The sequence below is a fragment of the Thalassotalea marina genome, assembly GCF_014656435.1.
Lineage (GTDB): Bacteria > Pseudomonadota > Gammaproteobacteria > Enterobacterales > Alteromonadaceae > Thalassotalea_C > Thalassotalea_C marina.
On the sequence record NZ_BNCK01000002.1, the window covers coordinates 590,038 to 615,072 of the forward strand.

The 25,035-nt window shown below is 39.7% G+C and carries 22 protein-coding genes; 17 read left to right on the forward strand and 5 right to left on the reverse strand.

Going from position 1 to position 25,035, the window contains the following annotated elements:
• The first annotated feature begins 25 nt into the window (after window positions 1-25).
• Window positions 26-1,318 (forward strand): phosphopyruvate hydratase, encoded by a 1,293-nt coding sequence (eno, locus tag IE199_RS05925; protein WP_189768228.1) that lies wholly within the window; start codon window positions 26-28, stop codon window positions 1,316-1,318.
• A 62-nt stretch (window positions 1,319-1,380) separates the two neighbouring features.
• On the opposite strand, the gene IE199_RS05930 is transcribed toward eno, so the two are convergent.
• Window positions 1,381-2,286 carry a mechanosensitive ion channel family protein gene (locus IE199_RS05930; RefSeq protein WP_189768230.1) on the reverse strand — a complete coding sequence of 302 codons (906 nt, stop codon included), beginning with the start codon at window positions 2,284-2,286 and terminating at the stop codon, window positions 1,381-1,383.
• Between the two features lie 194 nt (window positions 2,287-2,480).
• On the opposite strand from IE199_RS05930, the gene IE199_RS05935 reads away from it, so the two are divergent.
• The 10 genes from IE199_RS05935 (at window position 2,481) to rpoS (ending at window position 9,592) form a co-directional block, all read left to right on the forward strand.
• The gene (locus IE199_RS05935) at window positions 2,481-3,101 is read left to right on the forward strand and encodes a hypothetical protein (protein WP_189768232.1); all 621 of its coding nucleotides are present in this window, start codon (window positions 2,481-2,483) and stop codon (window positions 3,099-3,101) included.
• A gap of 76 nt (window positions 3,102-3,177) precedes the next feature.
• On the forward strand, window positions 3,178-3,471 hold the full coding sequence (gene ftsB / locus IE199_RS05940) for a cell division protein FtsB (RefSeq protein ID WP_189768234.1): 294 nt from the start codon (window positions 3,178-3,180) through the stop codon (window positions 3,469-3,471).
• Window positions 3,472-3,478: 7 nt separating this feature from the next.
• Window positions 3,479-4,201, forward strand: coding sequence for a 2-C-methyl-D-erythritol 4-phosphate cytidylyltransferase (gene ispD / locus IE199_RS05945; RefSeq protein WP_189768236.1), 723 nt, complete (start codon window positions 3,479-3,481; stop codon window positions 4,199-4,201).
• Window positions 4,192-4,671 (forward strand): 2-C-methyl-D-erythritol 2,4-cyclodiphosphate synthase, encoded by a 480-nt coding sequence (gene ispF, locus IE199_RS05950; protein WP_189768238.1) that lies wholly within the window; start codon window positions 4,192-4,194, stop codon window positions 4,669-4,671. Before ispD ends, ispF begins: the two co-directional genes overlap by 10 nt.
• Window positions 4,671-5,720 (forward strand): tRNA pseudouridine(13) synthase TruD, encoded by a 1,050-nt coding sequence (gene truD / locus IE199_RS05955; RefSeq protein ID WP_189768240.1) that lies wholly within the window; start codon window positions 4,671-4,673, stop codon window positions 5,718-5,720. Before ispF ends, truD begins: the two co-directional genes overlap by 1 nt.
• Complete coding sequence (gene surE, locus IE199_RS05960; protein ID WP_189768241.1) at window positions 5,717-6,475, forward strand: 5'/3'-nucleotidase SurE; 759 nt, start codon at window positions 5,717-5,719, stop codon at window positions 6,473-6,475. The genes truD and surE overlap by 4 nt, the downstream gene beginning before the upstream one ends.
• A gap of 3 nt (window positions 6,476-6,478) precedes the next feature.
• Window positions 6,479-7,141 (forward strand): protein-L-isoaspartate(D-aspartate) O-methyltransferase, encoded by a 663-nt coding sequence (locus IE199_RS05965; protein ID WP_189768243.1) that lies wholly within the window; start codon window positions 6,479-6,481, stop codon window positions 7,139-7,141.
• Window positions 7,138-7,716: a YqaA family protein gene (locus tag IE199_RS05970; protein ID WP_189768245.1), complete on the forward strand. Its 579-nt coding sequence runs from the start codon at window positions 7,138-7,140 to the stop codon at window positions 7,714-7,716. Before IE199_RS05965 ends, IE199_RS05970 begins: the two co-directional genes overlap by 4 nt.
• A gap of 29 nt (window positions 7,717-7,745) precedes the next feature.
• Complete coding sequence (locus IE199_RS05975) at window positions 7,746-8,567, forward strand: peptidoglycan DD-metalloendopeptidase family protein (protein WP_229854556.1); 822 nt, start codon at window positions 7,746-7,748, stop codon at window positions 8,565-8,567.
• Between the two features lie 89 nt (window positions 8,568-8,656).
• Window positions 8,657-9,592 carry an RNA polymerase sigma factor RpoS gene (gene rpoS / locus IE199_RS05980; RefSeq protein WP_189768247.1) on the forward strand — a complete coding sequence of 312 codons (936 nt, stop codon included), beginning with the start codon at window positions 8,657-8,659 and terminating at the stop codon, window positions 9,590-9,592.
• A 47-nt stretch (window positions 9,593-9,639) separates the two neighbouring features.
• Here the strand turns inward: rpoS and mutS are convergent, their stop codons facing one another.
• Window positions 9,640-12,192: a DNA mismatch repair protein MutS gene (gene mutS / locus IE199_RS05985; RefSeq protein ID WP_189768248.1), complete on the reverse strand. Its 2,553-nt coding sequence runs from the start codon at window positions 12,190-12,192 to the stop codon at window positions 9,640-9,642.
• 251 nt (window positions 12,193-12,443) lie between these two features.
• Here mutS and IE199_RS05990 point away from each other — a divergent pair, with 251 nt between their 5' ends.
• Together IE199_RS05990 and recA are read left to right on the forward strand one after the other, a co-directional pair.
• Complete coding sequence (locus IE199_RS05990) at window positions 12,444-13,157, forward strand: PEP-CTERM sorting domain-containing protein (RefSeq protein WP_189768250.1); 714 nt, start codon at window positions 12,444-12,446, stop codon at window positions 13,155-13,157.
• A 262-nt stretch (window positions 13,158-13,419) separates the two neighbouring features.
• Entirely contained in the window at window positions 13,420-14,451 is a 1,032-nt protein-coding gene (gene recA / locus IE199_RS05995; RefSeq protein ID WP_189768252.1) for a recombinase RecA, read from the forward strand.
• A gap of 101 nt (window positions 14,452-14,552) precedes the next feature.
• Here recA and IE199_RS06000 read toward each other — a convergent pair whose 3' ends face one another.
• Genes IE199_RS06000 through IE199_RS06010 form a run of 3 tightly spaced genes read right to left on the reverse strand, consistent with a single transcriptional unit; the run spans window position 14,553 to window position 18,486 of the window.
• Entirely contained in the window at window positions 14,553-17,636 is a 3,084-nt protein-coding gene (locus tag IE199_RS06000; RefSeq protein WP_268245320.1) for a TonB-dependent siderophore receptor, read from the reverse strand.
• Between the two features lie 39 nt (window positions 17,637-17,675).
• Entirely contained in the window at window positions 17,676-17,990 is a 315-nt protein-coding gene (locus tag IE199_RS06005) for a FecR family protein (protein ID WP_189768256.1), read from the reverse strand.
• Entirely contained in the window at window positions 17,977-18,486 is a 510-nt protein-coding gene (locus IE199_RS06010; RefSeq protein ID WP_189768258.1) for a sigma-70 family RNA polymerase sigma factor, read from the reverse strand. Before IE199_RS06010 ends, IE199_RS06005 begins: the two co-directional genes overlap by 14 nt.
• A gap of 304 nt (window positions 18,487-18,790) precedes the next feature.
• Between IE199_RS06010 and IE199_RS06015 the strand changes: the two genes are divergently transcribed.
• The 4 genes from IE199_RS06015 to IE199_RS06030 all read left to right on the forward strand — a co-directional run bounded on the left by IE199_RS06015 (window position 18,791) and on the right by IE199_RS06030 (window position 24,990).
• Window positions 18,791-19,738, forward strand: a complete 948-nt coding sequence (locus tag IE199_RS06015; protein ID WP_189768261.1) for a homoserine O-succinyltransferase — start codon at window positions 18,791-18,793, stop codon at window positions 19,736-19,738.
• A 20-nt stretch (window positions 19,739-19,758) separates the two neighbouring features.
• Window positions 19,759-23,451 (forward strand): methionine synthase, encoded by a 3,693-nt coding sequence (gene metH, locus IE199_RS06020; RefSeq protein WP_189768263.1) that lies wholly within the window; start codon window positions 19,759-19,761, stop codon window positions 23,449-23,451.
• 3 nt (window positions 23,452-23,454) lie between these two features.
• A complete protein-coding gene (locus tag IE199_RS06025; RefSeq protein WP_189768265.1) occupies window positions 23,455-24,063 on the forward strand; it encodes a HutD/Ves family protein in 609 nt (202 codons plus the stop codon).
• Between the two features lie 81 nt (window positions 24,064-24,144).
• Window positions 24,145-24,990: a hypothetical protein gene (locus IE199_RS06030; RefSeq protein WP_189768266.1), complete on the forward strand. Its 846-nt coding sequence runs from the start codon at window positions 24,145-24,147 to the stop codon at window positions 24,988-24,990.
• The last annotated feature ends 45 nt before the right edge of the window (window positions 24,991-25,035 follow it).

The following is a 25,035-nucleotide window of genomic DNA, read 5'->3' on the forward strand; positions in this document are numbered from 1 at the left end:
TGAACAAGGAAACCGAGGAAAAGTAATGGCAACAATCAGTAAAGTAATTGCTCGTGAAGTTATGGATTCACGTGGTAACCCAACAGTAGAAGCGGATGTTTACCTTGAATCTGGCGCGTGGGGACGTGCTTGTGCTCCATCAGGAGCATCAACAGGCTCTCGTGAAGCGCTAGAATTGCGCGATGGTGATAAAACACGCTATTTAGGTAAAGGTGTTTTAAAAGCAGTCGCAGCGGTAAATGATCATATTGCTCCAGCCATTATTGGGAAAAACGCCATTGCTCAAGCTGAAATTGATCAAATCATGATTGATTTAGACGGCACTGAAAACAAAGAAAAGTTTGGTGCTAATGCTATTCTTGCGGTTTCTTTAGCAAACGCTAAAGCGGCTGCAATGGAAAAGAAAGTACAGTTATTCGAACATATTGCTGATCTTAATGGCACACCTGGCCAATACTCACTACCACTTCCGATGATGAACATTCTTAACGGTGGTGAGCACGCTGATAACAACGTTGATATTCAAGAATTCATGGTTCAGCCTGTAGGTGCAGCAAGCTTTAAAGAAGCATTGCGTATGGGTGCTGAAATTTTCCATCAGTTGAAAAAAGAACTTTCAAGCCAAGGTTTAAATACCGCAGTTGGTGATGAAGGTGGCTTTGCTCCAAACCTTGCATCTAATGAAGACGCGTTGAAAGTAATCGAAACTGCAGTTAAAAATGCCGGTTACGAAATGAATAAAGACGTAACACTAGCATTAGACTGCGCATCTTCAGAATTTTACAAAGATGGCGTTTATGACCTAGCAGGTGAAGGTAAACAATTTGATTCTAAAGGTTTTGCTAAGTTCCTTGCTGACCTTTCAGCTAAGTACCCAATTGTTTCTATCGAAGATGGTTTAGACGAGTCTGACTGGGATGGTTGGAAAGTATTAACTGACTTGATTGGTGACAAAGTGCAATTGGTTGGTGATGATTTATTTGTAACTAACACGAAGATTTTAGCACGTGGTATCGAACAAGGTATTGGTAACTCTATTCTGATCAAATTCAACCAAATTGGTTCATTAACTGAAACTTTAGCTGCTATTCGTATGGCTAAAGAAGCAGGTTTCACTGCGGTTATTTCACACCGTTCAGGTGAAACAGAAGATGCAACAATTGCAGATTTAGCTGTTGGTACCGCAGCGGGTCAAATCAAAACGGGTTCTTTATGTCGTTCAGACCGCGTAGCTAAGTACAACCAATTATTACGTATTGAAGAATTTTTAGGTGATAAAGCGGTATTTAACGGTTTAAGTGAAGTTAAAGGCCAATAAGGTATACCCTTAGTTTTTATAGCAAAAGCCACGTTATCACGTGGCTTTTTTATTGCCTATTTTTACGCAGCTTTATCGCTGGCTTGAATTAAATGCACATCGCGTTGTGGGAATGGTATTTCGATGTTGGCATCTTTTAAGGCTTGATAAATTGCTTTATTGGCTTTGTATTTTGAATCATACAAACTTTCTGTAGGCGTCCAAATTCTTAATCCAATGTTAATTGAGCTATCGGCAAATTCATCAATACCTATTTGAGGTTTTTTGGCATCGCTGACGATATCTAATTTGTCTATTGCCGCTTGCAGAATTTCGATAGTAGATAGCGGATCTTCTTTATAGGCAATGCCAACGGTTAGCTCTAACAGCGAATCATGTTTTGAGTTATGTAATACTTCACCAACAATGTGTTTATTTGGAATGGTGATTTCTACATTATCTTCATCAGCAATAATGGTATAGGCTAATAACACTTCTTTTACTATACCCGTTACCCCTTGCACTGTAATAGTGTCACCGACAACAAAAGGTCGGATTAAAATAATGTTAAAACCGGCAGCATAGTTGGCCAATAACCCTTGCAGTGCTAAACCTGCGCCTAAAGATAATGCACCAATGGTAGCAATAAATGGTGTCACACTAATGCCTAACTTGCCCAAAGCAACAATAGTGATCAGCACCACGATAATCATTTTGGTGGTATTTGCTAAGAATTGACTTAGAGTGATATCAAGATTGTGTTTTTGACAAAGCTTTAATACAACTTTTGCGATTTTACCTGCGATGATAAAACCGATAATAAAAATGATCAGGGCGCCAATTAGCTGGAAGGTGTAATTGGTAAAAAACTCTACCGTCACCTGATAAGCGTGACTGATTAGATTGAGTTCATCTTGTAATAAAACACTAGGGTCTAAATTAGGGGCTTGATTGCTCGCATCTGTTGCGGTTGCTTGTTCTGTATTCATCAGGAGGTTTCCTTGGTAACAGTATTTTAGGTGTTGATTTGGTTAGTGTAGATCAATTTACCGTGATAAGTAATCAGCTATTTCGCTGAATATATTAAAGTTTTGCCAATAACTTTATCTTTAATTCACTGTGAAATATGCTTAAACTATGAACAGTAGGTGAGATGTGTTGTTCCCATTGGTATTAAACGTTTATGACTGAGCAAGTATCACTATGGCAAAATGAAGTGCAATCGGGCGAGTTCGCAGAGCTTTGCTGTGCGCTTTATGAACGCGAAATTGCTCATTTTGTTTTACTTGATATCAGTAATACTTCATCCCTTCAAAACCGGTTAAAAAGTTTACCCTATTACGTTAAACGTACAGCCTCTAGAATGTTAGAAGTTGAATCACCATTAGATATTGATCTTCAAAATGCCAGCTGGTCGGCAAAACAAGCTTCACATATGCCTTTAACTGGCCAAGATATTGACCAGGTTAATCAATGGTATAACTCGTTTAACTTAACACATGGCTTGGTTGTACCAATAGCTCAAGAGTCACATATTGTTTTAGATTCAATAGATAGAATTGACACAGAAAATAGTCGTTTTCGTACCAATGTATTTGGCTGGTTTGATATGCAAAGCCAGGATAATGACAAACCCGTTAAATTACTAAAGCCCAATAAAAAAGTTATGACGGCAGCCTGTACTGGCCATACTTGGATTAATGACCATAAAGCTAATCCAACAATTCCAACCTTAAGAGAGTTACTGCTTTCCTGTGCAATAAACTGGCGTAATTTCAAACAACCTTTGCCAATAAAGCAATGAATTAAACAAACTAGGTTTACACAGCGCTTGCTGTTCTTATAATAGCAACTATAACGATAAGAGCTTCAAATCATTCATGCGTATTATTTCTATTGTTTTGATCATTTTTTTGCTAATGCTGCAATACCGATTGTGGTTTGGCAAAAATAGTGTGCCTGACTACTTGGCGCTCGAAGACGAAATTATTCGCCAGCAAGAAGATAACGACAAACTGCGACAACGTAACAAACTTCTTTATGCCGATACTGATGACTTAAAATCTGGCGTGGAAGCAATAGAAGAACGTGCTCGAAATGAGCTAGGTATGATCAAAGCCAACGAAACATTTTTTAGAATTATCCCGAGTAAACAACATCATGATGAAGGCTAATTAAATTATGCCATCAAAGCAAACCTCTATTGTTGCTATAGTGCCTGCGGCCGGTGTTGGTAAGCGCATGCAAATAAATCACCCCAAGCAGTATTTAACTATTGGTAATCAAACCATACTAGAGCATACGGTCGAAACCTTATTGACTCATCCCCAAATTAGTAAAGTGATTATCGCGATAAGTGCCGAAGATGAGTATTTTCAGCAATTACCACTGAATAAACTTGCTAACGTCCAAGTAGTTGAAGGTGGCGAAGAACGTGTCCATTCTGTACTCAATGGTATTAAAGCTATAGATACTGAACAAACGGATTGGGTGTTAGTTCATGATGCTGCAAGACCTTGTTTAACACATCAGGATATCACCAAATTAATCGACTCTTGCCTTGCCGAAAACACCGGGGGTATTTTGGCTACGCCAGTGAGAGATACGATGAAACGTGGTGTTGCTCATGGTCAGCAGGTTTTCATTAAGCAAACAGAAGAGCGAGAGCAGCTTTGGCATGCCTTAACGCCGCAGTTCTATCCACTATTACAATTAAAAAATGCGATTGAATTTGCTTTGTCTAACGAAGTGACAATCACGGATGAAGCTTCAGCCATTGAGTATTCAAAACACGCCAGCCTATTGATTGAAGGGCGAGGTGATAACATTAAAGTGACACGTCCGGATGATTTGTCATTAGCAGAATTTATATTACATAAACAAGAGGATGAGATATGCGCATAGGCCATGGTTACGACGTACATAAATTTGGCGGTGAAGGGCCAATCGTCATGGCTGGCGTAAGTATTCCTTATGAACAAGGCTTTATTGCACACTCGGATGGCGATGTGGCAATCCATGCATTGTGTGATGCAATTTTAGGTGCCTTGTGTTTGGCTGATATCGGCAACCATTTTCCAGATACTGACGAAGAATATGAAAATATCGACAGCAGAATTTTATTGCGCCATGTGGTGAAGTTAATGCAGCAAAGAGGCTATGTTATCGGCAATGCTGATATTACTATCGCAGCGCAAGCGCCTAAAATGGCACCACATTTAATGGCGATGCGTCAAATACTGAGTGATGATTTGCAAACAAGTATCGAACAAGTCAACGTAAAAGCAACGACCACTGAAGGCTTAGGCTTTGTTGGGCAAAAACAAGGCATTGAAGTTCATGCTGTTGTGCTGCTATTGGCGGAAAATGCATAATGTCGTTACCTGAATTTTCATATCTTTTTGGCCAACCAAACTCAACTGGCGATTTACGCTCAAGCTGCGCTGATTTTAAAGTATTTGAACAATTACCGTTTGAGCCAAGCGGCGAAGGTGAACATCTTTATATTTACTTGAGAAAAACAGGCCAAAATACTCAGTTTGTTGCCAGAGCATTAGCAAAACATTTTAATGTTAAAGACAATTGTGTTTCCTATGCAGGTCTTAAAGACAGACATGCCGTGACTGAACAGTGGTTTGGTGTTCACATGCCTGGCGGGAAAAATGATGATCTAACAAACTTAGACGTGGACGGCGTCGAAGTGTTGAAAGCGATTCGTCATAATAAAAAGTTAAAAACGGGGGCGTTAACAGGCAATCAGTTTGAAATTACTTTACGTAACTGTACTGATTTAACAGCACTACAACAACGTTGGCATTTGGTGAGTCATCATGGTGTGCCAAACTATTTTGGTGAACAACGTTTTGGCATACAAGGTAACAACTTAGTTCAAGCTCGCGCTATGTTTGACGGTAAAAAAATACGTGATAAAAACAAGCGCAGTATGTATTTATCAGCAGCACGTTCGCTTATCTTTAATCACATGATCAGTGAACGCATTGATAACTCATGTTTTGAAGTGATTCAAATTGGCGACGTATTAATGCTTTCGGGTAGCCAATCTGTATTTAAAGTTGAGCAACAAGACGACAGCTTAACAACACGTTTGCAAGAAGGCGATCTCGACATCACAGCACCTATGTGGGGCAAAGGCAATTTATTAACTTTTGAATCTGTAGCTCAAATGGAGCAGCGCGTTGCCCATAACCATCAAGAGCTTTGTCAGGGATTAGATAAATTTGGTTTAAAACAAGAAAGGCGCCGCATTCGATTGCTGCCATCAAATACTTCAATGACTGTTGACGAAAATGATCACAGTGTTGTCTTGTCATTTTTCTTACCCGCGGGTAGTTTTGCCACCTCTATTTTAAGGGAAGTGGTCAAGTATACCGATTTAACTAATCAACCAACGGAACAACCATGAAAATCTTATTGAGTAACGATGACGGTGTTCATGCACTGGGCATAAAAGTACTGTATGAAGAATTGTGTAAGTTTGCTGACGTTACCGTGGTTGCGCCAGATAGAAACTGTAGTGGGGCAAGTAACTCGTTAACCTTACTTAATCCCTTGCGAGCAACTCAGCTTGAAAACGGCTTTTATTCGGTTAACGGCACCCCAACTGATTCAGTGCATTTAGGGATCAGTCAATTAATGGCACCAGCCCCAGATTTAGTAGTAGCAGGTATTAATCATGGTGCCAACCTTGGGGATGATACGCTTTATTCAGGCACAGTTGCAGCCGCAACAGAAGGCCGCCATATGGGCATGCCTGCAGTTGCTGTATCGTTGGTGGGAAAAGATGAGCAATATTTTGAAACAGCCGCTAAAGTTGCAGCTGCTTTTATTCAGCGTTTAAAGCTTCATCCTCTGCCGTCAGATCAAATTATCAATCTAAATGTGCCGGATATTCCGCTTGAACAATTGAAAGGTATTAAAGTTACTCGATTGGGTCACAGGCACAAGGCTGAAACAATGAAAGCGAGTAAAGATCCGTGGAACCGAGATATATATTGGTACGGGTTATTAGGACAAGAACTTGATGCGGGTGAAGGAACCGATTTCCACGCGGTGACGCATGGATACGCATCAGTTACACCATTGACCGTAGACATGACGGCATATAAAAGTATGCCGTCAATGGAACAGTGGATCAGTGAATTTTCAATAAGAGATTAACAAATGAATGTCAGAGCAGGACATCGTAGTAGTGGTAAATCCACAAGAAGTGGTGAAATACTGGCACAAAAGCTACACGCTGAAGGTATTAAAAACCAACAAGTTTTACAAGCAATTGCACGAAGCCCTCGTCATATTTTTATTCCAGAGATCCTCGCGCATAAAGCGTATGACAATACAGCTTTGCCAATAGGGCAGGGGCAGACAATATCACAGCCATACATTGTGGCTAAAATGTCTGAACTTTTGCTGGCTGATGGCATACCTGACAGTATTTTAGAAATAGGTACTGGGTCTGGCTATCAAACCTCAATTTTAGCTCAGCTAACAAAACATGTTTACTCTGTTGAGCGAATTAAGTCGCTACAATTTCAAGCGAAACGTAAATTGCAATCTATTGATTTGCATAATGTCTCCATGAAACATGGCGATGGTTGGAATGGCTGGCCTAGTAAAGGGCCATTTCAGGCAATTATAGTGACAGCTGCACCAAATCAAGTGCCACAAGCGTTACTTGAACAATTAGCTGATGGTGGAAGAATGGTTATCCCAGTCGGGGAGCAAACTCAAATACTCAAACTTATTACCCGTCAAGGCGACCAATTTAATGAGCAGCAAGTTGAAGCTGTTCGATTTGTACCATTAGTACCTGGAGCTGTTCAGTGAAAATTTTTACCGCATTATACGACTGGACATTAAGGTGGGCGAAGCATAAATTTGCCCCCGTTATATTGTCAGTTATTACTTTTGCTGAGTCCGTATTTTTCCCAATTCCACCTGATGTATTACTCGCGCCTATGGTGTTGGCGGAAAGAAGAAAAGCATGGTTTTTTGCAACTATTACCACCATTTCGTCTGTAGCAGGTGGAATTGCGGGTTATGCTCTGGGTCATTTTATGTTTGAACCTTGGATTCAGCCGATGATCACTAGCTTAGGAAAACAGGAAAGCTTTGATTTAGCCGTAAATTGGTTTCAAGATTGGGGAGTTTGGGTTGTTTTTTTAGCGGGCTTTTCACCCATTCCATACAAAATATTTACAGTCAGTGCCGGTTTTTTAAGTATGGCATTTTTACCTTTTTTGATTGCTTCAGCGATTGGTAGAGGTATGAGATTTTTCTTAGTTGCAGGTTTAATTTATTGGGGCGGACCTTTAATGGAACAGAAGCTAAGAAAATGGGTAGATGTTTTGGGGTGGGGTCTAGTTGCCCTAATTGTTATCGCTTATTTTGTTTTTAGATAAGTTCATTAGTTATTTGCATTGAGGGAAAAGTGCTCGTCAGAATATTCATTATTTTAATCACTTTGACGTTGTTTGCTTGTTCATCAAGAAACACGCCGGCGCCTGTTGTTAATGCTCAGGCGCAGACGCCACTCAACCAAAAAGTTAAAAATAGTTTAACAGGAACTGAATATATAGTTAAAAAAGGTGAAACTTTATATTCCATTTCTTGGCGAGCTGGACTCGATGTAAGAACAATTGCATCTATAAACCAAATAGCTGCCCCTTATAGAATTTTTCCTGGTCAAAAATTATATTTGACCAAAAAACCTAGCAAGCCTAGTAAAAATAAACCCTCGAGTGAAACATTACATAAACCACAACAAAAAGTTGTAAAAAAACCTGTTGCAACAGAAAAAAAGCAGGAGTATGGTGAAAGTGCAAGACGAAAAAATTCAGTGAATTCATCGTCGAGCTCATCGGCAACTTTTTCGCAAAAAATTAAGCGTTGGGTGTGGCCGGCGAAAGGAAAACTTATCGCTAGGTTTTCCACTAAAAAACAAGGTAATAAAGGGATAGACATCGCAGGTAGTCGGAACGACTCTGTAAAAGCAGCGGCTGATGGCACGGTAGTATATGCAGGTGATGTGTTAAGAGGATACGGTAAGTTGATTATTGTTAAACATAACGATGACTACTTAAGCGCATATGCTCATAACAATCACATTTTGGTCAAGGAGCAGCAGTCTGTTAAAGCAGGGCAAGTTATCGCTAAGATGGGTAGTACTGACGCAGAAAGAGTTATGCTTCATTTTGAAGTTCGCTTTCGTGGTAAACCAGTTAACCCATTGAAATACCTGCCGAGAAGATAATATATATAAAAATATAAATAATAATAAATTGGAGATAACGTGAGTATTTAATCAGTAATTCAGCTTTGCTAATTGATGGGAGATATAGCATGAGCATAGAAAAAGAATTAAAAGACATTGTTATAGAAGACACCACTACTAGTGGTTCGGAACAGGATGTTTTTGAAAAAATACAGGATGAAGTACCTTCAAACTTAGACGCAACTCAGTTGTATTTAGGAGAAATTGGTTTTTCGCCTTTACTCACCGCTGAAGAAGAAGTCTATTATTCTCGCCTTGCCTTAAAAGGTGATGAACCCTCAAGAAAACGCATGATTGAAAGTAACTTGCGTTTAGTTGTCAAAATTGCACGTCGATACAACAATCGTGGCTTACCGCTACTGGACCTAATCGAAGAAGGTAATCTAGGCTTAATTCGCGCCGTTGAAAAATTTGATCCTGAAAGAGGTTTTAGATTCTCAACTTATGCGACTTGGTGGATTCGTCAAACCATTGAGCGAGCGATCATGAATCAAACGCGTACTATTCGCCTGCCGATCCATGTTGTCAAAGAGCTTAATATCTATTTGCGTACCGCTCGCGATTTAGTTCAAAAACTAGATCATGAACCTACTGCTGAAGACATCGCTAAAGAGCTTGATGTGCCAGTAGCAGATGTAAGTAAAATGTTGAGATTAAACGAGCGAATCACCTCCGTTGATACACCGTTTGGCGCAGAATCAGACAAAGTATTATTAGATGTGATTCCAGATGAAAAGTCTGCAGGTCCAGAAGGCAACCTGCAATCGGATGATATCAAAAGTAATATTGTTCACTGGCTTAATGAATTGAACTCTAAGCAAAGAGAAGTTTTAGCAAGACGTTTCGGCTTATTGGGATATGAGGCAGCAACACTAGAAGATGTAGGTGTTGAAATTGGTTTAACACGTGAACGTGTTCGCCAAATTCAAGTGGAAGCACTTAAGCGTTTACGTGATATCTTGAGTGCTCAAGATTTATCAATAGAAGCGCTGTTTCAAGCATAATGATAAAGTGAAAACAACCAGCAGTGAAGCTGGTTGTTTTTTTATGCCTAAATCTGGGCTTTTAAGGCGTATAACAAGTCTAGTGCTTGTTTTGCAGACAAGCTGTCAATATCTAACGATCTAATTTCCTGAACGACAGGGTGGTCAGTGTCAATTAGCGGCAACTGTTCAAAAGGCTGGCTAGATGTTTGAATAGTGACTGGAGTGTGATTTTGCTCCAACTCCTGTAATTTTTGTTTGGCGCGTTGAATAACCTGTTTTGGAACCCCAGCAAGTTGCGCTACTTGTAAGCCAAAGCTTTTACTTGCTGCACCTTCTTGCACTGCGTGCATGAAAATTATTTTATCGTCATGCTCTTTAGCGTCTAAATGTACATTGGCGAGATTCTCAATTTGATCTGCCAATAAGGTTAACTCAAAGTAATGGCTGGCAAATAAGGTAAAGGCCTTGGTTTTTAACGCCAGCATTTCAGCACAAGCCCAAGCTAGCGATAAACCATCGTAGGTACTAGTTCCACGGCCAATTTCATCTAACAACACTAAGCTTTTGTCGGTAGCGTTATGCAGTATGTTTGCTGTTTCTGTCATTTCCACCATAAAAGTGGAGCGGCCACTGGCCAAATCGTCTGATGCCCCAATTCGCGTAAATATTCTATCTACCATGCCGATGGTTGCCGATTCAGCAGGCACATAACAACCAACATGAGCTAATAACGTAATTAATGCTGTTTGTCTCATGTAAGTTGATTTACCCCCCATGTTGGGGCCCGTGATAATCAACATTTTTCTACTGTTGGTCAACACAACAGGATTAGCGATAAAAGCATCTTGAGTCATTTGTTCAACGACTGGATGTCTACCGCCATCTATATTAATTCCAGGTTCTTGAGCAATGCTAGGTTTGACGTAGTTTAACGTATCAGCGCGTTCTGCGAAGTTGCTTAATACGTCAAGTTCAGCCAATGATTCTGCTAATATTTGAAGTTTGTCTAACTCAGGTAAAATGACATCAAACAATTCATCGTATAAGCGTTTTTCTAGCGCTAAAAATCGACTTTGTGCAGTGAGAACTTTTTCTTCGTGTGACTTAAGTTCTTCGGTGATAAACCTTTCGTTGTTTTTTAAGGTTTGACGACGAATATAGTCTGCAGGCACCTGGTTTGAGTTTGCGCGGCTAACTTCAATAAAAAAGCCATGAACTTTGTTATAACCAACCTTTAGTGAATGTATGCCTGTTTTTTCTTTTTCACGTTGTTCTAACTCAGCTAAAAAGTTAGTCGCGCCTTGGCTTAAATCACGTAAAGTATCAAGTTCTGCATGATAGCCTGGCGCAATAACGCCACCATCGCGAATGATAACCGGAGGGTTATCAACAATAGCGGTAGAAAGCAGTTGATAAAGCGCATCGATAGGTTGCACATTGTTGGCGAGAACCTGTAAGTGTTTTACCGTGGCACTTTGCAACGAATCTTGCAGTAAGGGAAGTGTACCTAAAGCATTTCTTAATCGGGCAAAGTCTCTTGGTCTTGCAGAGCGCAAAGCTATACGGGCAACGATCCGCTCGATATCACCAACTTGTTTTAATACAGGCTGTATATCGTTAAAGCAGTCAGATGATAAAAACCAATCGACAGATTGATGTCGATTGTTCAGAACTTCTGTATTTCTTAATGGAAAATGTAACCAGCGCTTTAATAAACGAGAGCCCATAGGGGTTGAAGTTTTATCAAGTACGGATGCTAATGTATTGTCTGTTCCACCTTGTAAGTTTTGTGTTAACTCCAAGTTTCTGCGTGTCGCAGCATCAAGAATGACCCCTTGTTGTGCTGACTCTGCTTTTATAGAGCGAATATGTGGCAAATGAGTACGCTGTGTATCTTTCACATATTGCATCAAACAGCCAGCTGCTGCTATACCAAGTGGGTAATCAGTTACGCCAAAGCCATTGAGCTCTTTGGTCTGAAATTGCTGGTTAAGTAAACTTTGCGCTGTTTGTAATTCAAATTCCCAATCCGGTCTTCTGCGCAAGCCTTTAATGTGCTCAATAACTGAAAATGCAGCAAACGATTCTGGATATAAAAGCTCCGCTGGCGATAAACGTTGTAGCTCTGCTTGTAATTGCTCTTCATTTTTTGGTTGGCAAATAACAAAACGACCACTGGTCATATCTAAGTATGCTAGACCAAACTGCGCTTTTTCTTGATAAATACTGACCAAAAGGTTGTCTTTGCGTTCTGTCAATAAAGCTTCATCACTGACCGTACCAGGTGTAACAATTTTTACTACTTTACGTTCTACAGGGCCTTTGCTTGTTGCTGGATCACCAACTTGCTCACATATGGCAACAGACTCACCTAATTGCACTAATTTTGCCAAATATGCTTCTACCGCGTGGTAGGGAACACCAGCCATCGGAATGGCATTTCCACCAGACTTACCTCGAGCAGTTAAAGAAATGTCGAGTAAGTCGGCAGCCTTTTTAGCGTCATCATAAAATAGCTCATAAAAATCCCCCATGCGGTAGAACAATAAAATCGAGGGAAATTCAGCTTTAATGGTCATATATTGACGCATCATTGGCGTATGGTTTTGCGTGGTCATAAAGAAAGGTGCTTGATTCTTCTTTTGTATTTTGCGTCAAATTTTATCAAGCTTGTAGAGTCATGACCAGCATGTAAAGTACTAACCTAGTTGCTACTTTACATTTATAAACTGTCGAATAATTTTACAAATAAGTTACGGGTTATTTAAGAGAAAAACTTAATCGTATGATAATTAAGGGATATATTTTAATGGTTTAAAATTTGCTTAAAGTGCCGCTGCTAATTTACTAACTGATTAATGGAAATAACATGTTAAAAAAAGCAATAAAAATCTTATCTTTATCTTCACTTCTTGTCGCTGGTTCAGCTAGCGCAACATTACTTGACTACTACGACACGATTGCAAACGGTCAAGCTCAATTTACGTCAACGGTTACAGGAGCTGGTAGTTCAGTTTCACAAGTGACTCTTTCTGGATTGAGCTATGGTAATTTTTGGGATCTAGGTGATTTTTCAATTTCAACTACCGATGGTGGTAATGAAAATATAGATTCAGCGTCTGTTGATAACGCTACTGGACAAATGATTGGTATCGATCCGCGAATTTCCAACAATGACAATGGTGCTGGTTCAGGTATTACTTTTAATTTTGACAGTGCAATCAATGCAATTGGCTTTGAAGTTGGTGACTGGGCGACTTGTTGTTTCCCTTCAGAGCTATTTATCAGTTTTGATGGTGGTGCTGTTATTAAAGTTGCGAGTGCAACGGATGAAGATGATAACCCTGCAACTGCTGCTGGTGGCCGAATTGGTGATGCATTTTTTGTTGGTGCGATTGACGATTCTGCAACCTTTACGCAAGTAACATTCTACGGAAATGGTGTTGGTGAATACTTAACTGCTGGTGGTACTATTATGTATTCGTCATTACAAGTTGGTGTTTTACCTGAGCCTTCAACAATTGCATTATTTGTGTTGTCTGTTGCTGGTTTAACTGCAGCTAGAAGACGTAAAAATAGCTAAGTGTTAACTTTTATGTGTTAATCAAAGCATCAATTGTTTTAGATTAATTATCAATAAATGCAAAATTTGTAAAAGGTAGGTAATTTGTTATTCCTACCTTTTTTATTATCTGATTTTCTATTCCTTTTAACTCCACAAAAATAAAATATATAGTTAAATCATAAACATAATTAGGATATTCAAAAAAACACTTGATACTGTACGAGCGTACAGTATACTTTCAGCAATTAAGTTATTTACCATCGTATTTTTGGAGTCATTAATGGACGAAAATAAAGAAAAAGCCCTCTCTGCTGCGCTAAGTCAAATTGAACGTCAATTTGGTAAAGGGTCAATCATGAAGTTAGGTGAAAACCGCAGCATGGATGTTGAAACGATTTCGACAGGCTCTTTAGGATTAGACATTGCCTTAGGTGCAGGTGGTTTACCAATGGGACGAATCGTAGAAATTTATGGTCCTGAATCGAGTGGTAAAACAACATTAACGTTAGAAGTTATTGCTGAAGCACAGCGCAATGGTAAAGTATGTGCGTTTGTCGATGCTGAACATGCTCTTGACCCTATTTATGCTGAAAAGTTGGGTGTTAATATTAATGAATTATTAGTTTCTCAGCCAGATACAGGCGAGCAAGCGCTTGAAATCTGTGACATGTTGACGCGCTCAGGTGCAGTTGACGTGATTGTAGTTGACTCTGTTGCAGCATTAACACCAAAAGCAGAAATTGAAGGCGACATGGGTGACTCACACATGGGCCTTCAAGCGCGTATGTTGTCACAAGCTATGCGTAAATTGACTGGTAACCTTAAACAGTCAAATACCATGATGATTTTCATCAACCAAATTCGTATGAAAATTGGTGTTATGTTTGGCAATCCTGAAACTACAACTGGTGGTAACGCATTAAAATTCTACGCCTCAGTTCGCTTAGACATTCGTCGTATTGGCGCGGTTAAAAATGGCGATGAAATTGTTGGTAATGAAACGCGTGTTAAAGTGGTTAAAAACAAAGTTGCACCACCGTTTAAACAAGTAGAATTCCAGATTTTATACGGCGAAGGTATTAACAGCTTAGGTGAGTTGATCGATTTAGGTGTACAAAACAAGTTAGTTGAAAAAGCTGGTGCTTGGTATAGCTACAATGGCGATAAGATTGGTCAAGGTAAAGCAAAAGCAGTTGACTTCTTGCGTGAAAATAAAGAAATCGCCAAAGAAATTGATACTAAATTGCGCGAAATGTTTTTAAGACCAGGTAAAGAACAAAAGGTTGAAGAAGAGGCTGTAACAGAATCGTAAAACACTTTAACCTGATAAGCCTGATAAGTTAATTTAAAGAGCACCTTAGTCATTAAGGTGCTCTTTTTCTTTATATAAGTTTTCAATTTTGCTGTAAGCGACTAAAACTTATAATTCATTGTTAAATTGAAAGCGCGAGGTTCACCTCGCTTTTTCGGAACGAAGCCATATGTGTCGTAGTAATCTTTATCGAGCAAGTTACGCACATGTAGTTTTACATCTAATTGCTCCGTGACCTGATAACCTAAATGAGCTGACAACAGTGCGTGGCCTTCTTTTGTATCAAGTAGTGCACCTCGTCGAGTGCCTAGTGGAAGCTCTAAATCTATACCAGGTACACCTCTAACATTGACTTTTGTATCGTCGTTCCACTGCAATGCTAAGCCAAAAGTAAAGTCGTTATAGCTATATAGTGAATTTATCTTTAACAGTTTACGTGGGGCTTCACGATTAACTTTGTCACCGTCTTGGTCTTCAAGGTTAAATTGTGTATAGCCAAAGATTAAATCCCAGTTTTCGGTGATTTTACCAGATACTTCAAGTTCAAAGCCTTTTGAATTGGCACCATCTACTTCTCTGTATCTAACAGGGCGTTGTTCGGCATATTCAGGAATAACTTCCCCAACATTTTTTAAAAGCGTGTCAAATAGAGCTAAATTAATCATTAAATCGTCGTTAAGTAGAGACGCTTTTATACCTAATTCGATGTTTTGACCTGTAATGGCATTGAGTGGTTTAAGGTTTTCATTCAACATACCAAATTGTGGTTTATATGTGTCGGTATAACTAGCATAGGCATTAACAGTGTCAGTAAAACTGTATACTAGACCAAGGTATTTACTGCTGCCATTATCATCAGATTTTTCATCACTTGCAGGGAAATTTAAGTATTGAAAAAATCGTTTTTCTTTATATTGATAAAATTTTATGCCCAGCACGACATCTAATGCGTCAGACATATCAAGTTTACCGCTAATAGCAAAAGTATCTTCACTAATATCTTCAGCTTTTTTAACAAACTGAGTATTAAATATTGCTTTAGGTAAGTGGCCTGCGGGATTTTTATCGAAAATACTACCAAGTGTATATTCAACGCGTTCGCCGTTTTCACGCTCTTCATAGCTTAAAGAGTCGTATTCGGTTGCGTTAGTTAGATAGGTAAGGTTGATTTGGTGTTCTCGATCAAAAGCTTCAATTCGGCCTATAGCGCTTGCCGTAATAGTCCTTACTGTGCCTTTATCATTAAATGATGCATCTTGACCTAGTAAACCAAGACCTGTTTCCATATCGAACGATGGTGCAGCAAAGTAAGAAAATATCGATTTAAGCTCATTAGTACCGTAATAAACCGCGGCATTTAGCTCCCAGTCTAAATTTAATTGATGTGTCAGCTTTAGCGTGTAGCCAATATGTTCTCGGTCTTGGTAAGCATAAGGGGATGCTAGGTTGGTTGACTCATCGACCTTCACCTGAAAGCCATTATCATAAAAAAGAGGTATTCCCCATTGTAAACCACGATGATTTAACCCTTGGTAGTGAATAGTAAATCTCGCTTCTGTATTTTCTTGTTCACCCAAATAGCTATGAAACTGAGTATAAAATACTTTCTTTTCTTTGTTTTCTCGGTCGACAAAAGTGTCTTGGTCTTCATAAGCCAATACGATTCGAGCGGCGTGCTTGCCATCGCTAGTGAGGGCGCTAGAGGCGTCAATATCGACACGTTTATGGTTAAATGATCCTAATTGTGCTGAAAGGTTTAATAAGGGATCTCTGGTTGGGCGTTTAGTCATCAGGTTAATGGTAGCTGAGGGCTCGCCTGCACCTGCCATTAGCCCTGCTGCACCTCGCAATACTTCAACCGACTCATACACAGTACTGTCTAAGCGAAACTCCTGACCACTAGAAAAACCTGCTGGCATTCCGTCTTTAACATAGTCATTAACATAAAAACCTCTAGCAGAAAAAAGCGTATCGTCTGAGGTACCGTATTTATAGCGATAAACCCCCGTGGTGTTATTTAATACTTTTTCGATATCATCTAGACCATAGTCTTGAATAAAATCGATATCGATAATGGATATCGACTGAGGCGTTTCTTGTGCTGACAAGTCCAACCCAGTAGGCGACGAACTGCGACTAACTGCTTTACCATAAACTTCGATGGTTTCAATAGAGGTCACTTGCATATCGGGTAATGAAGCAATGGTATTTTCATCAAGCAATACAAAGTGATTATTTTCCTTTTGTTGTGCGACATAACCCGTATTGTGTAGCAAAGCATTTAGTGCTTGTTTTGCTGTTAGTTTGCCGTAAACAGGGGAACATTGGATTTGTTTGTTTTTACTCAATTCAAAAGTAACGAGTATGCTTGTTTGCCTATTAAGTTGTTGTAAACATTGGCTTAGAGGAGCTTGCTGAATATTAATGTTAACTGTATCACTGGCAAAAACAGTTGCGGAAAATTGAGAGGTTAACAGCGCAGAAATAGCGGCTAAGCGCGATAAACGGAAATTCACTTTGGTTCCTTTATTTTTTAATGTATCTACTGAATAAATCGAATGAAAATAGAAAAGGTGAAAATTTATTTTGTTAAATTTTGCTGATGTAAAACTTGAACTAAGTACTTGCCTAATATTTAAGCTGAGAGTAACTGCAATAATAGCGAGTGACTTGCTCAGTGTTGTCATTGGGATTGTGCCTGAAATGGCTAAAGATTTGACCTTTGCTGAACTGAAAATTCTGACATCAAACTTATCCTCAAGTACATCAAATAAATCAGGTAATGACGTGTTATCAGCAAAAAACACTGAGTCTCGCCACGCGCAAAAATTAATATTGGCCTTGATGACTTGAGTATGGAAATCGTTGTCGATAACCATTTGCTGATTAGCATATATTGCATACTCAATGCCTTGGCTTTTGACTTTTACCAGTCCATCAAAAACACCAATCACTAACCTATCATTGCGCAGTTTTACGTTAAATTCAGTACCGATAGGTATAACATCAATAAATTTCTCATTAAAATGTGTAGATAATGAAAAAGGCCTAACATCCTTACCTGTTGCGATATAAATTTCGTCCTTGAGCAGCGCTAGTTGTCTTGTTGATGTATCGATGTTGATATTGACTGCTGAATGGCTGTTTAGCCAAATCTTGCTGCCATCACTTAGTTGTTTAGTGATAAGTGTTTGTTCTGATCTTAATGTCGCATTTGCAAGTTGTCATTGCCTTAAACCATAAGGCGCCATGTAAGCTGACAAACCTATGCCGCTGGATATAGCAGCAATATTGAAAAGAAAGCGTCTACGACTCGCCGTTGAGCCAGCACGTAAAGAGTTTGCTGACACAGAAGCAAGTGTTTCTTCACTTAAGCAATTTAATTGAGTGTTAACCTGCTTAATACGCTGCCAAGCAAGTTGATTTGCTTCCAGCTGTAGCCATTGATCAAATTGGTGTTGTTGCTGTTCTGATAAACCTTCTGCTGATTCTACAGCCCACAGCGCGGCTTCACGTAGGGCGTGTTCAGAAACTTTCATCGTCAAACGCAATAGCAATAGCGGTTAACACCTGCGCCATATAATTTTTGATAGAGCGCTCTGTTACCTTTAGTTGCAGTGCAATTTGTTTGTATGTCAGACCGTCGAACTGCGCCATTAGAAAGGTTTTGCAAAGCTTTTCAGGTAAGGCATAGAGTACGTCACTAATTTTTATAAGGCTGGTTAACATGAGTAACTTGGCTTCTTCAGAGATCACAGTGTGACAAGCATGTGTTTGAAGAGCAGATAAATACGCTTGCTCTACTTGTTGTCTACGCCACTGGTCGATACAAATTCCATTTGCGACACGCTTTAAATAACCTTTTGCTTTAATATGGCTATCAAAGGTTACTGGTTTTGAAAGTAGTTGAACAAATGCGTCATGTGCTACGTCAGCAGCTTGCGCATGGCACTTTAATTTTGCAGTTAATAACTGATAAAGCCATGTGTGATGTGCATGGTAAAAATCAGCACTATTGCTGAAGGCAATACTCATTCTTTTTGTAAATAATAATAATTCCCATTAGCGTTGGATTATATCGTGTTTAATCTAAGCTGCAAGCAAGTTTTAGTACAATTAAGCCTATGATTTCATCATGAATAATCTCTTTGTCGATAGATTAGCTGAGTTCTCATCGCTCATGTATATAACACTTAGGTTAAGTTCATATCAAAATCATTTAGACGTCTATACGTTTAGATGTTGACATATCTAGCAATCCAAGGCACATTACACGCTAGACTAAACTAGGTTTCCAAATGCTATTCTTAGCTAAGTAAATTGCGATTAGGTGTCAACAATGCCCATTAAAATTCCCGACCAGCTTCCTGCGTTACAAGTGCTTGATAATGAAAATATTTTCGTTATGTCAGAACATCGTGCTGCCAATCAGGATATCCGTCCAATGGAAGTGGCTATTTTAAATTTGATGCCTAATAAAATTGAAACGGAAATTCAAATTTGCCGTATGTTGTCGAATACGCCATTGCAAATTAATATCGACTTTGTTCGTATTCATGCCAATGAATCTAAACACACACCGACCGAGCATTTAGAAAATTTTTATCATTTGTTCGACGATATTAAGGACAAACAATACGATGGCTTAATCATCACCGGAGCACCTTTAGCGCTCATGGAATATGAAAAAGTGACGTTTTGGGACAAAATATGTGAGGTGTTTGACTGGGCAGAAGAACATGTAACCTCTACCATGTTTTCGTGTTGGGCAGCACATGCTGCTTTGTTCCATCACTATGGTTTAAAGCGTCATTTAAGAGATGAAAAACTATCAGGTGTTTTTGCACACAGCCCACTAGATGTCAAAGAGCCATTAACACGTGGCTTTGACCAGTTTTTCAATGTGCCTCATTCACGTTTTGGTTATATATCGCGAGAAGATTATCAGTCGGTGGATAGTTTACAGATTTTGGCTGAATCGCCTGAAGCAGGGGTGTATTTGGTAGCAAGTAAAGACCAACGACAAGTGTATCTAACTGGTCATCCTGAATATGATGCCAATACACTACATGATGAATATTTGCGTGATACTCAAGCGAAAGATGCGGTTAAATTACCAGAAAACTATTATCCAAGTGATGACGTTAGTCAAACGCCACATTGTTCATGGAAGAGCCATGGTAGTCTATTATTTACTAACTGGCTGAACTACTACGTTTATCAAATTACGCCTTATCAACTAGACAGTCGTAGCGTAAAAGCCATTCACCCAGATACCATTATTTAATTGAGATGAGCAGCAGTAACATGAACAAATCAGCGTCTTACACTTTGTTAGAACAGCAACTTGCAGAGCGTATTTTAATACTTGATGGCGCAATGGGCACCATGATCCAAGCATATAAGCTGGAAGAGCAAGATTATCGTGGTGAGCAATTTTCCGACTGGCATCTTGATGTAAAGGGTAATAATGATATGTTAGTGCTTACTCAGCCTGATATTATCAAAGCGATTCATGCTGAGTACCTTGAAGCCGGCGCAGATATCATTGAAACGAATACCTTCAATGCGACGACTATCGCGATGGCTGATTACGATATGCAGGCGCACAGTGCTGAGATCAACTTAGCGGCAGCCCAAATTGCTCGTAAAACTTGTGATGAATATACCGCAAAAACACCAGATAAACCGCGTTTTGTTGCTGGTGTCTTGGGCCCGACTAACCGCACTTGTTCTATCTCTCCTGACGTTAATGACCCAGCTTATCGTAATGTCACCTTTAATGAATTGGTTGATGCGTACATCGAATCAACCAAAGCGTTAATTGAAGGTGGTTCAGATATCATTCTTATCGAAACCATTTTTGATACCTTAAATGCTAAAGCTGCGGTATTTGCAGTTGAAACGGTATTTGATGAGCTTGGCTATAAACTGCCTGTGATGATTTCAGGCACGATAACCGATGCTTCTGGTCGCACTTTATCTGGTCAAACAACGGAAGCGTTTTATAACTCTTTACGTCATGCTAAACCGATTTCGTTTGGTTTAAACTGCGCTCTAGGACCTGTTGAATTAAGGCAATATGTTCAAGAAATGAGCCGTATTAGTGACTGTGCTGTATCTGCTCATCCTAACGCTGGCCTGCCAAATGCATTTGGAGAATATGACTTTAGCGTTGACGATATGAATACACATGTCGCAGAGTGGGCGCAAGCAGGCTTTTTAAATATTATTGGTGGTTGTTGTGGTACAACACCAGAGCATATTCGAGGTATGGCTGAATCTGTTGCTGGTATTACACCAAGAAAAATAGCCGCAAGAGAGATCGCTTGTCGCTTATCTGGTTTAGAAGCACTCACCATCAAAGAAGACACTTTATTTGTTAACGTTGGTGAGCGTACTAACGTAACAGGCTCAGCCATTTTTAGACGTTTGATCACCGAAGAGAACTACGATCAAGCGATTGCCGTTGCTTTGCAGCAAGTAGAAAATGGCGCACAAATTATTGATATCAACATGGACGAAGGCATGTTGGACTCAAAAGCTGCCATGGTGCGCTTTTTGAACCTAATCGCCGGTGAACCAGATATCGCCAAAGTGCCCATCATGCTTGATTCATCCAAGTGGGACATTTTAGAAGCGGGTTTACAGTGCATTCAAGGTAAAGGCATTGTAAATTCAATTTCACTAAAAGAAGGTGAAGAACAATTTAGAAAACAAGCTGAGCTACTACGTCGCTACGGCGCTGCCGTTATTGTTATGGCGTTTGATGAAGTAGGCCAAGCAGATACACGCAAACGCAAATACGAAATTTGTCATCGTGCTTACCACATCTTAGTCGATGAAATTGGCTTCCCTGCCGAAGATATTATTTTCGACCCGAATATTTTTGCTGTAGCAACCGGAATTGAAGAGCACAACAATTACGCAGTTGATTTCATTGAAGCGGTTGCTGACATCAAGCAAAACTTACCACATGCCATGATTTCGGGTGGTGTATCTAACGTTTCATTCTCGTTTAGAGGCAATAACCCTGTTCGTGAAGCGATTCATGCCGTGTTTTTATACCATGCGATTAAAAATGGCATGGACATGGGCATTGTTAACGCGGGTCAACTAGCCATTTATTCTGATATACCAGAAGATCTTCGAGTAGCGGTTGAAGATGTTATTCAAAACAGCGATGACGGTGCAACAGAACGTTTATTGGATATCGCAGAGAAGTACCGTGGTCAAGGCGGTACCAAAGACAGCAAGGTCGATTTAGCATGGCGAGAACTGCCAGTGACTAAGCGCCTTGAACATGCTTTAGTTAAAGGTATTAATGAATTTATTGTCGAAGATACCGAAGAAGCCCGTTTAGAAGCAAGCCGACCATTGGATGTGATTGAAGGTCCATTAATGGATGGTATGAACGTGGTAGGTGATTTGTTTGGTGCCGGTGAAATGTTCTTGCCACAGGTAGTTAAGTCTGCACGGGTAATGAAACAAGCAGTAGCGCATTTACAGCCTTTTATTGAAGAAGAAAAAACCGAAGCCAGTTCAAACGGTAAAATTTTGCTAGCAACAGTAAAAGGTGACGTGCACGATATCGGCAAAAATATTGTTGGTGTAGTACTTCAGTGTAATAACTTTGAGATCATTGACTTAGGCGTTATGGTGTCGTGTGAAGATATCTTACGTGTGGCCAGAGAAGAAAATGTTGATGTGATAGGCTTATCGGGTCTAATTACTCCATCACTTGATGAAATGGTACATGTTGCCAAAGAAATGCAACGTCAAGAGTTCGAAATTCCGTTACTAATTGGCGGCGCTACAACATCAAAAGCCCACACTGCAGTAAAAATTGAGCACCAATACAAAGAGCCTGTGGTTTATGTACCAAACGCATCGCGCTCGGTATCTGTGGTGAGTAGCTTGTTATCAAAAGAGTTACGTGGCGACTTTATTGCTCGTCAAGACAAAGAATATGAACGTGTTCGTGAGCGTCACTATAAAAAAGGGCCGCGTAGTAGCCTGATCAGCATCGAAGATGCGCGCGCTAATCGCACGCCAATTACCTTTGATGATTACACACCAGTTAAACCGAAAAAGTTAGGCGTCACCGTACTTGATAACTTAGATTTGAATGTGGTGAGAAACTACATCGATTGGACGCCATTTTTCATGACATGGCAGTTATCGGGTAAGTTTCCATTAATATTACGCCATGAAGTGGTCGGCGAAGAAGCTACTAAGCTTTATAACGATGCTAATGCCATGATTGATGACGTGATCGCTAATAATAAATTAACTGCAAAAGCGGTATTTGGTTTATTTCCAGCACACAGTGTTCAAGATGATTTGTGGGTGTTTAGTGATGAAGCTAAACAAACGCCCTTGATGCGTTTGCATCAGTTACGTCAGCAAAGCAAAAAGCCAGCAGGGCAATATAACCGCTGTTTAGCCGATTATGTCGCAGATAAAGATTCTGGTGTTGATGATTACATGGGCGCATTTGCAGTGTCTGCTGGTTTTGGCGCTGATGAATTAGCCAAGTCATATGACAAAGAGCACGACGATTACAACAGTATTTTAATTAAAGCGGTTGCCGATCGCTTAGCAGAAGCGGCTGCCGAATATTTACATGAGCAAATTCGTAAAGACTACTGGGGCTACGCTGCCGATGAATCATTTGACAATGATGGTTTGATCCGAGAGCAGTATCAGGGCATACGCCCGGCTCCTGGTTATCCTGCTTGTCCTGATCACACGGAAAAGGGCTTGTTGTGGAAGCTGCTTAGTGTTGAAGAAAATATCGGCATGGAATTAACCTCAAGTTATGCCATGTGGCCAGGTGCCGCGGTTAGTGGTTGGTATTTTGCACATCCAGATAGCAAATACTTTGCCGTGGCAAAAATAGCTAAAGACCAAGTGTTAGATTACGCAGCACGTAAAGATATGACCATAGAGCAAGCTGAGCGTTGGTTATCGGCAAACCTTGATTATGAGCCAGATTAAACCATGCTGAACATTATTGATAAAACACAATTTGTGCAAACACCATGGAAAAATGGCAAGGGCGTAACGACCGAACTTGCTATTAGTGATGGTGGTACGTTAGATAATTTTGACTGGCGAATTAGTATTGCTACCGTTAGTGAAAATGGTGCATTTTCTGATTTTACTGGCGTTGAGCGTAACTTGTTCCTTATTGCCGGTAATGGTATTGAGTTACATCATGAGCTAAATGGCATCGGAAAAACAGACCGTTTAGTTAATCTGCTAGAGCATTCGAGTTTTTATGGTTCGAGTAAAACAACAGGTACCTTAGTTAATGGTGAGATATTTGATCTTAACTTGATGACTAAAGAAGGTCTATATCATGTAGAAATTCATGCCTTTGTTGAGCCACAGTTACTTCATTCACCCTTAAATATCAGGCACGATGAATTGCTATTTATTTATGCACCAGACATCACTTTGTCGCAACAACAACTCGCTAACTTGTCGCTATCGACCGAGCAGGGAGAAAGTGAAGTGGCAAGAGGTGCACTAGTAAAATTGACAGATGATAAGCTCAGCAATATTAGTGGCGAGCTATTTATTCTGATCAAATTGTCATTAGCTTAGCCACACTAAAAAAAATCCAAACAGCGACAAAGCGTATCTTAGCTATACTTAGTGATATTCAATGCTGTTTGGTTGTTGCTCATGAATGTAAGGGTTATTGCGTGTTTATTGGTATTTAACGTCGTTTTTATCGGCCACAGCCATGCGTTAGTCAATGAACCTGTAGAAATAATCTTTGTTTCTGATGAACTTGCACAAACTGAAAAATTGACGGGTGCTAGCCTAGTTATCGAGCATTTAAAACGGGAACTTGCTGAGCAACTAAAGTTTGTTTACATTGGCGCTAGTAGAAAGCGCGAATGGTTAGAATTAACATCACATGACAATGTATGCCTGTACAATAAAATCAAAACGGTTGAACGGGAACAAAGTGCGATATTCTCTGAACTGCCTATTCAAATATTTCCGCCTAATCAGCTGATCACTATAGATGTCCCTCATCTGCCTGATGAACTTACCATTGAAGAGGCAATTGAAAAATATCAACTTAAAATTGCCATTCAAGCAGGCCGCTCTTACGGTAAAGACACTGATAAACAATTGCAGGATAACTTAACAAAACTGATTGTGGTGGAAGGATTAAATAGCACTAATAGAATCATGGATATGCTGTTAAGTGGCCGGATAAACGCTATTGTCGAATTTCCAACAGTTGTTGATAACAGTTTAAAAGCAAACGATAAAACAGGTTTAATTGAGCGGATAAATGCTTTTCAAATTGAAAGTGGGGCGGGTTTTGCTCATGGATACATTGCATGTTCTAAAACGCCACAAGGGCAAAATCTGATAAATATTCTAAATGCCGCACTTGGGCGCGAAAGTGTTCAACAGATGATGATAAAACAAAATGTATTCTACTTTCCGGCGATAAGCCATATGTCTATTACAAATGAATGGCAAAAGCTTATTGCCCAAGCAAAGCATTGATTTTTCCTTTAAAACACCAATAAAAAAGGCTGCAAAGCAGCCTTT

What these genes read in the sequence shown, in the direction of transcription:
- eno (WP_189768228.1), top strand. Translation starts at nt 26, where the DNA reads ATGGCAACAATCAGTAAAGTAATTGCTCGTGAAGTTATGGATTCACGT.
- IE199_RS05930 (WP_189768230.1), bottom strand. Translation starts at nt 2,286, where the DNA reads ATGAATACAGAACAAGCAACCGCAACAGATGCGAGCAATCAAGCCCCT.
- IE199_RS05935 (WP_189768232.1), top strand. Translation starts at nt 2,481, where the DNA reads ATGACTGAGCAAGTATCACTATGGCAAAATGAAGTGCAATCGGGCGAG.
- ftsB (WP_189768234.1), top strand. Translation starts at nt 3,178, where the DNA reads ATGCGTATTATTTCTATTGTTTTGATCATTTTTTTGCTAATGCTGCAA.
- ispD (WP_189768236.1), top strand. Translation starts at nt 3,479, where the DNA reads ATGCCATCAAAGCAAACCTCTATTGTTGCTATAGTGCCTGCGGCCGGT.
- ispF (WP_189768238.1), top strand. Translation starts at nt 4,192, where the DNA reads ATGCGCATAGGCCATGGTTACGACGTACATAAATTTGGCGGTGAAGGG.
- truD (WP_189768240.1), top strand. Translation starts at nt 4,671, where the DNA reads ATGTCGTTACCTGAATTTTCATATCTTTTTGGCCAACCAAACTCAACT.
- surE (WP_189768241.1), top strand. Translation starts at nt 5,717, where the DNA reads ATGAAAATCTTATTGAGTAACGATGACGGTGTTCATGCACTGGGCATA.
- IE199_RS05965 (WP_189768243.1), top strand. Translation starts at nt 6,479, where the DNA reads ATGAATGTCAGAGCAGGACATCGTAGTAGTGGTAAATCCACAAGAAGT.
- rpoS (WP_189768247.1), top strand. Translation starts at nt 8,657, where the DNA reads ATGAGCATAGAAAAAGAATTAAAAGACATTGTTATAGAAGACACCACT.
- mutS (WP_189768248.1), bottom strand. Translation starts at nt 12,192, where the DNA reads ATGACCACGCAAAACCATACGCCAATGATGCGTCAATATATGACCATT.
- IE199_RS05990 (WP_189768250.1), top strand. Translation starts at nt 12,444, where the DNA reads ATGTTAAAAAAAGCAATAAAAATCTTATCTTTATCTTCACTTCTTGTC.
- recA (WP_189768252.1), top strand. Translation starts at nt 13,420, where the DNA reads ATGGACGAAAATAAAGAAAAAGCCCTCTCTGCTGCGCTAAGTCAAATT.
- IE199_RS06005 (WP_189768256.1), bottom strand. Translation starts at nt 17,990, where the DNA reads ATGAAAGTTTCTGAACACGCCCTACGTGAAGCCGCGCTGTGGGCTGTA.
- IE199_RS06010 (WP_189768258.1), bottom strand. Translation starts at nt 18,486, where the DNA reads ATGAGTATTGCCTTCAGCAATAGTGCTGATTTTTACCATGCACATCAC.
- IE199_RS06015 (WP_189768261.1), top strand. Translation starts at nt 18,791, where the DNA reads ATGCCCATTAAAATTCCCGACCAGCTTCCTGCGTTACAAGTGCTTGAT.
- metH (WP_189768263.1), top strand. Translation starts at nt 19,759, where the DNA reads ATGAACAAATCAGCGTCTTACACTTTGTTAGAACAGCAACTTGCAGAG.
- IE199_RS06025 (WP_189768265.1), top strand. Translation starts at nt 23,455, where the DNA reads ATGCTGAACATTATTGATAAAACACAATTTGTGCAAACACCATGGAAA.
- IE199_RS06030 (WP_189768266.1), top strand. Translation starts at nt 24,145, where the DNA reads ATGAATGTAAGGGTTATTGCGTGTTTATTGGTATTTAACGTCGTTTTT.